This is a genomic window from Xanthomarina sp., from assembly GCF_035306705.1.
Classification (GTDB): Bacteria; Bacteroidota; Bacteroidia; order Flavobacteriales; family Flavobacteriaceae; genus Xanthomarina.
In genome coordinates this window covers 1-13442 of record NZ_DATGNO010000013.1, presented here as the reverse complement: position 1 = coordinate 13442, position 13442 = coordinate 1, and the positions used below count along the sequence as shown (strand labels likewise).

The window sequence follows — 13442 nt, the reverse complement described above, 5'->3', positions numbered from 1 at the left end:
ATAAGACATTTTAGTACTATCTAATTTGTTTTGGCCAATACGATTACTAGGGATTAAAACATATTTAAAGGTATAGTCAGGGTTATTTTCTATTTGACTAACGGTAGAATGTTCAGCATTAAGATACACATAACTCTCTATGTCTTCGCCTGGTCCATTAACAACCACGAAACTATAACTATCATCATATGGTAATGGATAAATAAATGAATGCTCTTCAACTTCAATTTTAACATACATTATAAAGACTCCTCCATTATCCATAAAATCTTGAATGTTTGGTATCTCTAATAACATGGTTCCATAGTTATCTTCATCATTAAGGTAGTCAAATTGAATTTGAAACCAGTCGGACGATTGTACATTGGCATTTCCATCTTCACCATTTGTTCCGGCAGGTCCAATTGCTCCTGGAGCTCCATCGGTTCCATCCTCTGGAGAACAGGAAAAGCTAAACGCTACTAAAAGTGCTAATAAGACATACTTTGATTTTAAAATTGTTGTTTGAATTGTTTTCATGATTTATTGATTTATAGTTATATACTATTAATGTTTTTATTTTTTGAAAGGTTAACATGGAGCATAAAAAAAACCGAAGGGTTGAGCTTCGGTTTAAATAAATTAATACAAAGAGCTAATATTCCAAATCAAGATAATCCATGACCTCGTTATAAGGCATGTTTTTAAAATCTAAGGAAGATCTACCTCCCATATTTGCGGGAATAAGTACATATCTAAATTTTTCTAAAGATACTTCATATGGTAATGGGGTGATACCATCACTAGAATCAAGAAATACAGTAATACTTCCTGTAGCGCTACATACAAAACTATAAGTTTCACCTGTGAAAGGTAAAAGTAAGGGCAGATTCCAAACTTCAGGACCTTGTTTTCCATAAACTAATATAATACCTGTGTCCATTATTTCCTGAGTCAGTCCAGGAGCAGGTATAGTAAAATAACTTCTAGTCGGTTTAATACCAATATATTGTGCCACAATCCAGTCTGAAGAAATTATATTGGCATTACCATTTTGTCCATCTGCACCAGCAGGACCAGTTGCACCATCTTGCCCATCCTCTGTGGAACAGGAAACACTAAAAGCTACTAAAAGAGCAAATAGGAAGTGCTTTGATTTTATTACTGTTATTTTCATGTTTCTAAAATATTGATTTATAAGTCTTTATAAATTTAATAAATTAATTTTAAAAAGGCTAACATAAGGCATAAAAAAACCGAAGGGTTGAGCTTCGGTTTTAAATTGTTAAAAAGGTTTTGATTAATAAGGTATTCCATAATAATCGCAAACAGCATGATAGTTGTTAATATCTACGCCAGCTTGATTGAGCTCGTTGTAGATTTGTTGTTTTCCTTGTGCTGTTCTTCCAGATGTTGTACTGGAAGATTCTATGATTACAACTTTCACTTCATCTATATCTCCTGCTGCAATAGAATAATAATTTCCATTCCAATCATTAATGTCAAAACTAAATATTCCAACTTTAATATAGACTCTTGTGATATAAGTAGCTGCATTACCTGGTCCAGGCATTGGATAATAAAATCCATTACTAGAGTTGTAAGATAAAATCACATCATTGTCTAATACATCTTGCGTAATTTCTGCTATGGGAAAAGACATAATTGAACCAGATTGTGATGAAGTATCAAATACAAAAGTTTGCACATTGGCATTACCATCTGTGCCGTCTACCCCATCTGTGCCAGCTGGGCCAGTAGCGCCATCTTCCCCATCTTCTGTAGAACAGGAAACACTAAAAGCCACTAAAAAAGCTAATAAGACATACTTTGATTTTGAAATACTTTTTTGAAATGTTTTGAAATGTTTTGAAATTGTTTTCATGATTTTTTTAAATTTTTATTGATTTATATTACTAGCTTAATGGTTGTACTTTTTAAAGGTTAACAGGTTGAAAGAAAAAAGCCAAAAACTTTATTTTTGGCTTTTTATCTTGAAGACTAATTCAAATAAAATAAATAGATTAAAAATAGCAGAAATTGTAAATTATAATTGATATAAAACCCCAGCATTAATAACTACCTGATCAAAATTACTAGCTACATATTTAGGTTCTAAATACACGCTTAACTTTTCAGAAAAGGCCCATCTGGCGCCAGCACCTATATTGGCTCCAAAAGCACTATTGCTTACTTTACTTGTGCCATAGTAATAGCCATAATAAGTAGAGGATCCGCTATTGTAGTTGGAGTAGTTAAGACCTAGTAATGGATAGATTTTTAATTTGCTTTCAATAATTTCAAAAAAGTAGTGAGCATTAGCATCTACAGATAGAACGTTTCTATTGAAACCATATAAACTACTTCCAAAAAAGTAGGTAACTCCTGGAGAAACGGCAATCTCTTCAGTAATATTGAATTCTGCCTTTCCTGTTATTCCTGGACCAGAGATTTCTGCGTTGTATCCAAGTCCTCCACCAATAGAGATTTGGGCTTGAATTTGAGTGCCAATAAAAAATAACACGGCAAGTGTTAAAAAGATTTTGTTGTTTTTAATTGTTTGAACGTTTAGTTTTTTCATGTTTTAATTATGTTATAATGTTTATGTTTTCTATTTAATGAGGTTTTAAACAAAAGGTTAACACAGACCCATAAAAAAGCCGAAGTAATAATTTTGACTTTCAATTATTTTAGACCTCTTTTTAATCAAGAACGCTATAAAATGGGAGCCGATGGTTATCAGGCAGTGCCTAGTGTCCCCATAATATGGTTCCAGAATAAGTAGCAGGTGTATTGGTTTGCATAAGATTGCCTTTAAGAGAATATTGCTCCATTGGATATTCAATTAAAAATAGGTTTGCTGTAATTACATTTCCTGATAATATCCATGTTTCAGTAAAAAGCAGGTTCTGTTAGATTACTTGCTTTTGTTTGAAAGTTTCCATAAATAAGTATTTATAAATTATATCTTTTAGTGGAGTGCTTAATTAAAATGTCAACATTTTGAGTTCAATTTTTATTTGAACATGATATATCTATAAGAAAATTAATGACTTCTACACAAAAAAAGTTAATTTCGCAGTAACGTGTTAACCTTTTATAATTTAGGATATTAAATGCATAGAGTACAAGAGAACATTACTATAACTGATTTGAAAAAAGGTTCCGATGTGTTGTTCAGAAGAATATATGAAGACAATAGGGACAAGTTTTTAAATTTTGCTAGAAAGTATCACTTGCAGCAAGATGATATTATAGATATCTATCAAGATACCTATATCATTTTCCACAACAATGTGATGGAAGGGAAGATAGAAGAATTTACAAGTTCTATTTCAACCTATTTATTTAGTATTGGAAAGTATTTAATATTTGATAAAATGAAAAAAAACAATAAGACCATAAATCCTGATTTCGATTTATCTATTATTAGGGAAAATGAAGAACTGGTTGATCCTAATTTAGATATGGATCAAAATGATTTGACTATTGAACAAGTTTTATTGAAAAAGCATTTTGCCACTTTAGGAAAAAAATGTCAAGAACTGTTAACCTTGTTCTATTTTAGAGGATATAGTATAAAGGATATTATTGAAACTACCGAATATGCAAGTGAAAATGTAGTGAAAAGCGCCAAATCCAGATGTATGAAAACCTTAAAGGAACGAATTAATAGTAACGCATAAGAGCAATGAACAATCAAGACTTACTATATCACTATTTCTCTAACAGCTTAACACCTGAACAAGAAATTATTTTTCAAAATTTATTGGAGACGGATGCTGAATTTAAAGCGCAATTTGAATTTGAAAAGCATTTAAAAAAAGCCATTAAAAGCCACGAAAACGATAGACTAAAATCAAAGCTCCAGGAGATTGAAAGCGAAATAAACCTACCCAAGCTCTCCATTTTTAATTATAGGAATATGGCCATTGCCGCTTCTATAGCCTTATTGGTTGGTTGGTTTGGTTACAATAGCTTGTTTGATACAAATTATAACAATCTCTATAACACTAACTTTAGTGCTTATCCAAATACGGTTTATACGATTACAAGAAGCGATGATGAAAATTCTGTAGAGCGTAAAGCTTTTGTTGCTTACGAAACTAAAAATTATATAATCGCCATCGAAATGTTTGATGCTATTCCAGAAAGTACCAAGAATAGTTATGTTAGTTTTTATAAAGCACAAGCGTATTTAGGTATTGAAAACACAGAGATTGCCAAAGCCTTGTTCGAGCAAATTGTTCAAGAAAACGATGGTTTTGTGGCCGAATCTATATGGTATCTAGCTTTAATAGCTATTAAGGATCATGAAAAAAATCAAGCCAAAACCTATCTTGAAAACTTAATAAGTAATCACACTTATAATAAGGAGAAAGCCCAAAAACTTTTAAAAGATCTTAGGTAGATTTTCTAAATTTACCTATAGATACTACCAATATTACAAGCGCTCCAACTCCAAACAAATAATACCACCAGGAAGTCGTTGTTGTTATGGCCGCTGTTTTTCCGGAAATTACAAAGCCAGACCAATAGTAAGGATGCACCAAGGCATTTTGATTGTTTTCTTTAATAAAAGCTACTTGTGCGTGTTGTAAAGCTAGGTTTTTGGTTTTTCCTTCCGATAGGTTTTTATAAAACCCATCCATGATCTTTAAAGCCGAACCATCGTTAATTTTCCACAATGTACTGGATATACTGGAAGCTCCACTAAAGTAAAAACCTCTGGCCAAACTAATAAAACCTTCGCCACGTTTTAAATTGCCAATCCCACTTTCGCAAGCACTTAATGTCACCAAATTGGTGTTGAGGTTTAAATTGTACAAATCGCTTACATAGAGCAAATTATTGGTATTGCTTGTGTTTGGTTCAAATGCCAAATACGAATATTCTGGAGCTTCATCATTTAAAATGGCGTGGGTTGCAAAATGCAACAAGCCATAATTTTCGCTTTCTAAATTGAAATTTTGAAGTGTCGCATCCATATTTGTTAAGGTTTTTCCACTAAAATAATTTAGAATACCTTCTGCTTCATTCTGGTTGTGTGGTAAAGGCAGTAAACCATTAATCGAAGAGGTTTCAAAACTAGGGGCAAAGGCCAAAACCTTGTTATTAACACCTTCTTTTTCCGTAAGTTGTTTTAATAAAGTTGCCGAATTAACATAGCTAATGGCATGCTTTTCTATTAAATAAGTTGTTTTGCCATCTGTTGATAAACTAGAAAATGGAATGTAATTCAATAAACCATCTGTTACGATGATGAGGTTCTTTTTTGAAAGATTCTCAAGACTTGGAGCCACTAATTTACTATATAAGTCAAACGACTTTTGGTTTAATACCTGAAGATTGGACTTCGGGTTGTTTAACATACTGTAAATGGAACTTATCTCATTCTCTATATTAGCATCTAATTTGTATTGATGGATAGATTTTGATTTCTGAGAAACGGTTATTACGTAAATAGCTGTATTTCCATAAAAGTAAGACACTAAAGCTTCATTAGGTTTTAAAAATTTCTGCAGTTGACCTAAGGAGATAACTTCCTGACTGTATTTTAAATCGTAATAGGTTTTATAATTGGTTTCAATAGAACTTATAAGTTCTCTATAACGACGCTTTATTTCGAACAATTCGTTTTCTAAATCATCTGTTTTTGTTTGATTGAGCTGTTTTTCTAAATGATTGATTTGCGACTTTAAAACTTGCTCTCTTTCAATGATACCTTTCGGAATATTGGCAAATTTTGTAGCCTGAGTACTTAAAAGCGCATCCAATAGCAAAACACTTTTGCTTTTCTCTGAATAATAAAAAGCACGGTCAATTAGCGAATCTTGCTTGGTATTTTTGTACAAATTATAGGTTGCGTCCATTCCAGATTCGAAAACAGGGAAGGCTTCGTCCATTAAAAATAGTTTGTCTGCGTTGCTTTTAAAAGTTGGCTTTAATTCATCTAAAATCCGCAAGGCTTGGTTGACATTTAAAATATTTTTGGCATAGCTTGCTTGGGTGTTTAATAAATCCGCTTTGTTTTTAAGGACTTTTAAAAGTGTGGTTTGGTTGATGGTAGAATTTGTTTTGTCTAAAGAAAACTGATTGATAGCTAAATTATAGTACTCCAAAGCTTTTTCCGGGTGGTTATATTTGAAGTGTAATTGGGCAATGGCGTTGTGTATTTTAGCAATATCGTTATGTGGCTTGTTCTGCCATTTTTGTTTTACTAGCTCTAGGGCTTTTTGTAGTTCAGCTTCTGCTAGAATATAATCATTTGTGGTTTCGTATATTTTAGCTTTGGCTTCATAATACATGTTCCATTTTGGATGGTTTTCAGAAAGGTGATCTTTAATAATATTCAAGTAATAAAAAGCACTATCTGTTTTAGATTTACTTAAATAATTATCTAATAAATGATTGGCCTCAGTAATAATGCTACTTGAATTTCCTTGATGATTTAAATTATATGCCAACGATTTTTTAAAGTATGTAGTGGAAGTGCTTAATTGATTTTGATTTTTTAATACTTCGGCAAGCAGGCTGTAAGTCCTGTTTATTTTTATAATATCTTCTGATTTTTTGGCTTCTAGAAAATGAATGTTTTTCGTGTAATAATCTTTTGCTAAATTATATTTCCCATCGTTTACGTACATTTTTGCAATAAAGCTGTATGCACTAGTTAAGAGATCTATCAGATAGATGTCGAGATCATCTTCCTTTAGAGCTTCTGTGGAATCGATAATAGCTTGGAAGGCTTTTCTGGATTTGATGTAATCGTTTAGTATAAAATAATAGATGCCTTTATCAAAAAGAATGGAATTTATATAAATTAAATAATTGCCTGTATTTTTTAGCGCTTTATCATTTTTTAAAACAATGGAATCCAATTTTCTTAGATTGACTTTCATTTTGTCCAGATTATAAAAATGAGCAGCCGTTTTGTTCGAAGCAGATATACTACTTATCAAACTCTCGAAATCTCCATGTTTAATGGCTTCATTATTAATCTTGTCGAAGTAGTAAAAGGCAGAATCTTGTTCCGAATATATATATTTATATACTTTTTGGTAAAGAGATGTTATGGTACTGTCGTATATGGAATCATTTGCATTTTGCGCAATGGCAAGGCTTGTAGACCATAATAGGACTAGTAAAGTTAGAGGCAATTTCATAAAAAAAGTCTTCAGTTTGACTGAAGACTAATTTACAATTAATTAATGAATAATATTTTCTATTATATATTAAGGCAATTTGTTGAAATTAACTGGAATGGAGTAACTGTCATTATTGGTTTGGATAATTATGGTAGCTTCTCCAGTAAACCCTGATTGCTCAAAATTGAAAGGTTGATAATGTCCTGTATTTTGAGTGTTAGGAATCGTTTCTAATTTCGTATCGATGTTTGTATATGCTATTCCAGACTCGTCACTATTGGAAAATATTGAAAGACTCATCTGGTCTGTTCCAGGTAATAAAACAATGTTTTGTATGGAGTTATATAATTCTAAACATAAACAAGGTGATGGAACTGGAATTGGAGGTAATTTTGGATTAATAATAAAGAAAGCATTAGCAGGTGTTGGAATAGAAGAAATTTCAAGTTCATTTTCTTCTATTTGAGCCATAGCTACTTGAATATTGGTTTGCGCTTCTTCGTAATCTGGATAGCCTTCTAGAACTTCACTCCAAATTTCAATATCGTCGTTTAGTCTTACAATTTCAGCATTTAAATAGAATTTACGCAAGTCACCTTCATATACATAATTTGTTTCGGTTAATTTAGGTTCTTCGGTATTGTCTTTCTCATCATCAGTTTTACAACTTGTGTTGATAACTAATATTAGTGACAAAAGAAATAGAGCTAAAGTGGTTTTTTTCATAATTGATAAGTTTTTAAATAATACGTTAATGTTTATATAATGTACGTTGTATTTAATGGATTAGACTTTATAAGGTTAACATTTTAGAAAGAAATCTTTTACAAATAAAAAATACGATGCTAAGTTAACTAGTTTATTTGATAAATGATAATGGCGTTATTATCACCTTTTGTAACAAACTCCAAATTTCTGTCCTTATCTATATTGTCTAGAGCTATTTTAGAATTACCATAAACAGGAAAATTGGAAATAGTCTGGCCTTGACTGTCAAATAAGTATATTTTTTTTGCTTGTAAATCTGTAATGGATACATATATTTTATCATTAATATAAAAAATATCGGGTGCCGTATAATTGCCATAATCCATTTCTAAGGTTTTGCCTTTTATGCTAAGTCTATTTTCAGAATGCGTTACAAGGGTTTTACTGGTACTTGTTATATGATGCAAATCGGTTAATTGCAAATTTTGTGCAGAGGTATTTCCTTGCGTGTCTATAGTTATTAGTTTGCCATCTTTTGAGGTTGTAATAAACTTGTTATCATATAAATAAACTGCTTGATTGGAGTAGGTGTATGTGTTTTTCGGCTTAATTCGTATTTTTCCTATTCTGTCCAATATATATAGTTTGTCTACTGTTTTTACGAGTAAATAATCTTTTTTACCCATTCTAATATGTTGAGGTTGATGTACCAAATCACTTTCGGCGTTATTAAAGTTGAAACCTTTTACGACATGTCCGAGCTGATCGTACATAAGAATGTTTTTTCCTTGAGTAACTAACAATCTGTAATTTCTATTATTGTCGTAATCGAAAACAGAAAGAGGTTGTGTAATTTTATCGGTGAATTTTAAGGGGAAAGGAGACACATCCTTTCCATTTCTATCTAAAACATAAACCTTATTTGGTGTGGCAAAAGCTAATTGAAGCCTTCCGTTTTTGTACATATCTATTTGTTCAACTAAACCTAAAAGAGGTCCATCCAACTGTTTTTTCCAAATAAGCGTGCCTGTATTTGAAATTAAATACAAATTGTTTTTCACATCCTGTAGTACAATTTCTTTTTGGTTTGTTTCATGATTTACTACAAATTGAGGCGTATTTAATAGGTCTTCGGTAATTTTGATATTGAACTCCTCGGTTACCGAATTTTCTACAGCTTTGGTTTTGCTCTTTTTTATCACAGCATTTACATGGGCAAAATTAGTGTCGTAAATAAATTGAATAGCAGAGGCATTGTATTTTTCTAAATTTAAAGAAAACGCTTCTTGGAGAAAATACTCTAATTTATTGTTTAATGTAGAAGGAGCCATAACGTATAATAAAGAGGACTCATCACTTAAATTCTCTTTTACTGCTTCAAAATAAGGTCTTTCATGAATGGTTGTGTTATTTTGATAGTTGGCAATAATGTTCTGAAGCATTTCTTTAGAATTGGCAAAAACAAAGAAATTATCTAGAACACAATATAAGCTAGCTTGATTAAATTGAATAAAAGGTGAAAAGCTTCTTTTAAATAAATCAGGCTTACTAAAGCTATAAATATCAATTTGCCTGTAGCTTTCTACCAGGTTTTGTTCGTTTAATAAAGCATCGCCTGTCGATAGATCATCTATAGAATTTAAAACAATAGCTTCTTGCTTACCTTCAAAAATAACACCTACTTCAATAATGTTATCAAACAAAGTAGTTTCAGTTAGTAAAGAATCAATTGGCTGATATTTGTCTAAGTTCTCTTTAAAATTAGCATAATTATTAAATGTAAAGCTTAAAAACCCATCGCTATTGGCAGGAGTAATTTTAGCTAATTTGTTTTCTTGAGGAATGGTGTTTTTAAAAACGTTTATCAGACTTTTTGTAGTATCTGTAGCTTTTGCTATTCCGTTAAACAAGATTTCATCTTGCTTTAAATCGATATCAAACAATAAAGAAGTTGCTAGTTTTATATGATTTAATGAATCGTTCAGAAAAAATGAGGTTAAATAATTTGAGTTTTCATTAATTAATAGGGACAATTGACTGTCTTTATCTGCTGTGTTTAATGATTTTGCCAATCTTAAAGGCTGATTCTTTTTATCTAAAGACCTTTTTAAAAGCTCCAATTGCGAGGCACCAATAAATATGCTGTCTTTTACAATGCTAAACATGACATTGTTTTCCACGGTTGTTTTTGTTATGGCATCATGTGTTTTGGAACTAATGGTTTCTATTTTATGGTTTGGCAGGGAATCTACAGCAAATAAGCTTTTTGAATATGGTGTTATTACGGTAAATTGAAGACTGTCTTTAGTATCTTTTGAAAACGAAAGCAGTAGTTCGTTAGTGGTATTAAAATAATTTAAGAGCTCCAATTTTCCTGAAATTGTAGAATAAGCCTCCGATTTTGAAAGTTCTTGTAGAAACTGATTGTTCTCGATATTATTTTTTAGGCTTTCTAAATCGGAAATCTTTATTACAAACGCTGCGTTTTCTGGAATAAAATCTGAAGGTTTGCTATACTTATTATCGGAACTACAGCTTGTAATTAACAAGGTGACACAGATAAAATAAAAAAATTCTTTCATTTACTTGAGGGTTTGTGCAAATATAGCAACTTATATTTCTAATTTTATTTGGTTTGGCAAGAGCCTAAAAGATTTTCTGTGATAATCTGTTATGCCATGTTTACTTATGGCGAGCCTATGTTCTTTGGTTGGGTAGCCTTTGTTTTGTTTCCAATTGTACATAGGAAATTCTCTGTCAATGTTCTTCATATATTCATCTCTGTATGTTTTTGCCAATATGGACGCGGCAGCAATAGAAAGATATTTGCTATCTCCTTTTACAATGGTTTTACTAGGTGTATTTTTAAAAGGATGAAACTTATTCCCGTCAACTATAATAAATTCGGGTGTTATATTTAAGTTTTCAATCGCTTCATGCATGGCGAGGATCGATGCATTAAGAATGTTTATCCTATCAATTTTCTCAGGAAAAACATGAGCAACACTAAAAGCTAATGCATGCTCTTCAATATAAGGTCTTAAAAAATCCCTCTTTTTTTCAGAAAGTTGTTTCGAATCGTTTAGAATCTCACTTTCAAAACCTTCAGGAAGTATAACGGCAGCAGCTGTTACTGGTCCAGATAAGCAGCCTCTGCCGGCTTCATCTGTACCACATTCTAGGGTGAATTTCGAATAATTAAATTTCAGCATTTATATAATTCTTAAGAATAAGACGTTATTATTAATTGTAATATTGTCTATAATAAATAAAATCCAAAAAGATATTTTCTATTTTTGACGAAAATTATTTTACTATCTGTTTATTTAAATCAAATATAACTGAACAAATTCAAAAACGTCTTAGCTCCTGCAAGGTCTAAAAAATAATTATGAGGAGAATATTTTTAGCATTTTTTTTATTAGCTATTGTTAATTTAGGGTTTTCTCAAATTTCACCTACTCGTAGTAAGGACGATGGAGGTTTGGTTAGAGATGGCGAATATCAAGAAACTATTAATAGGGGCTCCACAAAAAGCACTAGTAATAAGGGACTTGTAAACAAAGATGCTAAAATTGAACAGTATTTAATTATCTCTCACACCAGAGATACAACTATTGTGGATACTTCTCTAACAATAAAAAAGGAGTATAAGTTTAATTACTTAAGAAAAGACAATTTCAATTTAATGGCTTTCTCCAATGTTGGTCAACCTTATAATACCTTAATCTATAATTTTGATGCCAATAAGCTCATGCCTTTGTTTGGTGCAAGAGCCAGGCACTTTAATTATATGGAAATAGAAGACATTTACTATTACCACGTTCCCACACCTTTTACAGACCTTTATTACAAAACGGCATTTACCCAAGGGCAGCAAATAGATGCTTTTTTCACGGTAAATACGTCCCCACAGTTTAATTTTTCCGTTGCTTACAAAGGATTGCGTTCTATAGGGAAATACCAAAATGCTTTAACAAGTACGGGAAACTTTAGGTTTACATCAAGCTACAAAACTAAAAACAATAGATATATAGCCAATGCACATATTGTTATGCAAGATTTGATGAACGAAGAAAATGGGGGACTTCAAGATAGTAATATAACATATTTCGAGTCTGGAAACGAAGAATTTAAAGACAGGGCTGTTTTAGCAGTAAATTTTGAAGATGCCGAAAACATATTAAAAGGAAAGAGATTTTACTTGGACCATAGATATAGACTTCTTAAAGAACAAGACTCCCTAACTAAAAATAAGCTTAGTATTGGTAACATACTTTCTTTTGAAGATAAGTATTACGAGTATAATCAAACGAAACAAAATGATTATTTTGGTGCAGCATTTCAGCAGAGCAACTTAAGAGATCGGGTAACACTCGAGAATTTTTATGCCCAGGGTTATGTGGAATATGGTAATAATGTGTTAGGGAATATGAAATTCCATATCGATTACAATAACTTTAATTATGGATACGATAAAGTAACCTATATAGATAATACATTAATAACAAATAGATTGTTAGGAGATGTAGTGGCTATTGGAGGTTCTTATTCCAAAAGTATTAAGAGGTTCAATTTAGAAGGAGACTTTGGATTAAATATTTCGGGAGATTTTGATGGTAATTATATTATGGGAGCCGCGTCCTATCAGTTTACTGAAGATATTGCTTTTAGCGCAAGGATCAAACATAATTCGCAAGCTCCAAATTACAACTTCCTATTATACCAAAGTGTTTATCAAAATTATAATTGGCAAACAAATTTCAATAATGTTAAAACCCAAAACATAGAATTTGTTTTAAATTCAGATAAAATTGCAAACCTATCAGTAGACATTACCAATATAAACGACTATGCTTATTTTAAAAAAGAAACCGATACAGGTTTGGTCAAACCTTTTCAAAGCGATAAATCTATAAGCTATCTAACCATTAAGCTTCAAAAGGAAATTAAGTATAAAAAGTTTGCTCTGGACAATACGATTGTGTATCAAACGGTAAAAGATGATAATGAGGTATTTAATGTGCCTGAGTTTGTAACAAGAAACACATTATATTATTCCAGTCACTTTTTCAAAAAAGCGCTCTTTCTGCAAACGGGAGTTACCTTTAATTACTTCACTAAGTATTATATGAATGCCTACGATCCGCTTATGGCAGAATTTTATGTTCAAACAGATCGTGAATTTGGTGGATATCCAAGATTCGATTTTTTTGTGAATGCAAAAATTCAACGAGCTAGAATATATATTAAAGCTGAACATTTCAATGCAGCATGGACTGGGTACAATTATTATTCTGCACCTAACCATCCCTATCGAGACTTCGCGATCCGATTCGGACTTGTTTGGAACTTCTTTTTATAGACTGTTTGATCCGCACCTATATATATGTATGTTTTTTTTTCGGTATATCGGTCCGGGAGCACACTTCCATCTTTTCGGGATAAACCACGTACAAAATGCCCGCCCTGTGGCCGATAATCCTGGTCGTTTGCCAGATGGCATAAAACAAGCCGATGTTTAACGTGCTGAAATTAAGTGGCTAGGGGCATATGGTTAAAAAAAACAAAGAAATACTTCAATAATAGTTTGCTAATAAGATAAAA

10 protein-coding genes and 1 pseudogene are annotated in these 13442 nt (G+C 31.6%); 3 read left to right on the top strand and 8 right to left on the bottom strand.

All coding sequences use genetic code 11. The features are described from left to right. From VKY47_RS00995 to VKY47_RS00980, 4 genes and pseudogenes are all read right to left on the bottom strand, one after another. Positions 1–519 (bottom strand): annotated as a pseudogene (locus VKY47_RS00995) (hypothetical protein); the annotation flags it as partial. Positions 520–634: 115 nt separating this feature from the next. Beyond that, positions 635–1156, bottom strand: a complete 522-nt coding sequence (locus tag VKY47_RS00990; RefSeq protein WP_324309628.1) for a hypothetical protein — start codon at positions 1154–1156, stop codon at positions 635–637. Positions 1157–1279: 123 nt separating this feature from the next. After that, entirely contained in the window at positions 1280–1864 is a 585-nt protein-coding gene (locus VKY47_RS00985; protein ID WP_324309626.1) for a hypothetical protein, read from the bottom strand. Between the two features lie 162 nt (positions 1865–2026). Further along, positions 2027–2560, bottom strand: a complete 534-nt coding sequence (locus VKY47_RS00980; protein ID WP_324309625.1) for an outer membrane protein — start codon at positions 2558–2560, stop codon at positions 2027–2029. A 535-nt stretch (positions 2561–3095) separates the two neighbouring features. On the opposite strand from VKY47_RS00980, the gene VKY47_RS00975 reads away from it, so the two are divergent. Together VKY47_RS00975 and VKY47_RS00970 are read left to right on the top strand one after the other, a co-directional pair. Continuing rightward, entirely contained in the window at positions 3096–3665 is a 570-nt protein-coding gene (locus tag VKY47_RS00975; protein ID WP_324309624.1) for an RNA polymerase sigma factor, read from the top strand. Positions 3666–3670: 5 nt separating this feature from the next. After that, entirely contained in the window at positions 3671–4390 is a 720-nt protein-coding gene (locus VKY47_RS00970; RefSeq protein WP_324309623.1) for a tetratricopeptide repeat protein, read from the top strand. On the opposite strand, the gene VKY47_RS00965 is transcribed toward VKY47_RS00970, so the two are convergent. From VKY47_RS00965 to VKY47_RS00950, 4 genes are all read right to left on the bottom strand, one after another. Next, positions 4383–7145: a CHAT domain-containing protein gene (locus VKY47_RS00965; protein WP_324309622.1), complete on the bottom strand. Its 2763-nt coding sequence runs from the start codon at positions 7143–7145 to the stop codon at positions 4383–4385. The genes VKY47_RS00970 and VKY47_RS00965 overlap by 8 nt on opposite strands. 69 nt (positions 7146–7214) lie before the next feature. Further along, positions 7215–7853 carry a hypothetical protein gene (locus tag VKY47_RS00960; protein ID WP_324309621.1) on the bottom strand — a complete coding sequence of 213 codons (639 nt, stop codon included), beginning with the start codon at positions 7851–7853 and terminating at the stop codon, positions 7215–7217. A gap of 128 nt (positions 7854–7981) precedes the next feature. Then, entirely contained in the window at positions 7982–10417 is a 2436-nt protein-coding gene (locus VKY47_RS00955; protein WP_324309620.1) for a ribonuclease HII, read from the bottom strand. 30 nt (positions 10418–10447) lie between these two features. Next, positions 10448–11047, bottom strand: a complete 600-nt coding sequence (locus VKY47_RS00950) for a ribonuclease HII (RefSeq protein ID WP_324309619.1) — start codon at positions 11045–11047, stop codon at positions 10448–10450. A gap of 179 nt (positions 11048–11226) precedes the next feature. On the opposite strand from VKY47_RS00950, the gene VKY47_RS00945 reads away from it, so the two are divergent. Continuing rightward, positions 11227–13200, top strand: coding sequence for a putative porin (locus VKY47_RS00945; RefSeq protein WP_324309617.1), 1974 nt, complete (start codon positions 11227–11229; stop codon positions 13198–13200). Positions 13201–13442: the final 242 nt, after the last annotated feature.

What these genes read in the sequence shown, in the direction of transcription:
- VKY47_RS00985 (WP_324309626.1), bottom strand. Translation starts at nt 1,864, where the DNA reads ATGAAAACAATTTCAAAACATTTCAAAACATTTCAAAAAAGTATTTCA.
- VKY47_RS00955 (WP_324309620.1), bottom strand. Translation starts at nt 10,417, where the DNA reads ATGAAAGAATTTTTTTATTTTATCTGTGTCACCTTGTTAATTACAAGC.
- VKY47_RS00950 (WP_324309619.1), bottom strand. Translation starts at nt 11,047, where the DNA reads ATGCTGAAATTTAATTATTCGAAATTCACCCTAGAATGTGGTACAGAT.
- VKY47_RS00990 (WP_324309628.1), bottom strand. Translation starts at nt 1,156, where the DNA reads ATGAAAATAACAGTAATAAAATCAAAGCACTTCCTATTTGCTCTTTTA.
- VKY47_RS00965 (WP_324309622.1), bottom strand. Translation starts at nt 7,145, where the DNA reads ATGAAATTGCCTCTAACTTTACTAGTCCTATTATGGTCTACAAGCCTT.
- VKY47_RS00980 (WP_324309625.1), bottom strand. Translation starts at nt 2,560, where the DNA reads ATGAAAAAACTAAACGTTCAAACAATTAAAAACAACAAAATCTTTTTA.
- VKY47_RS00960 (WP_324309621.1), bottom strand. Translation starts at nt 7,853, where the DNA reads ATGAAAAAAACCACTTTAGCTCTATTTCTTTTGTCACTAATATTAGTT.
- VKY47_RS00970 (WP_324309623.1), top strand. Translation starts at nt 3,671, where the DNA reads ATGAACAATCAAGACTTACTATATCACTATTTCTCTAACAGCTTAACA.
- VKY47_RS00975 (WP_324309624.1), top strand. Translation starts at nt 3,096, where the DNA reads ATGCATAGAGTACAAGAGAACATTACTATAACTGATTTGAAAAAAGGT.
- VKY47_RS00945 (WP_324309617.1), top strand. Translation starts at nt 11,227, where the DNA reads ATGAGGAGAATATTTTTAGCATTTTTTTTATTAGCTATTGTTAATTTA.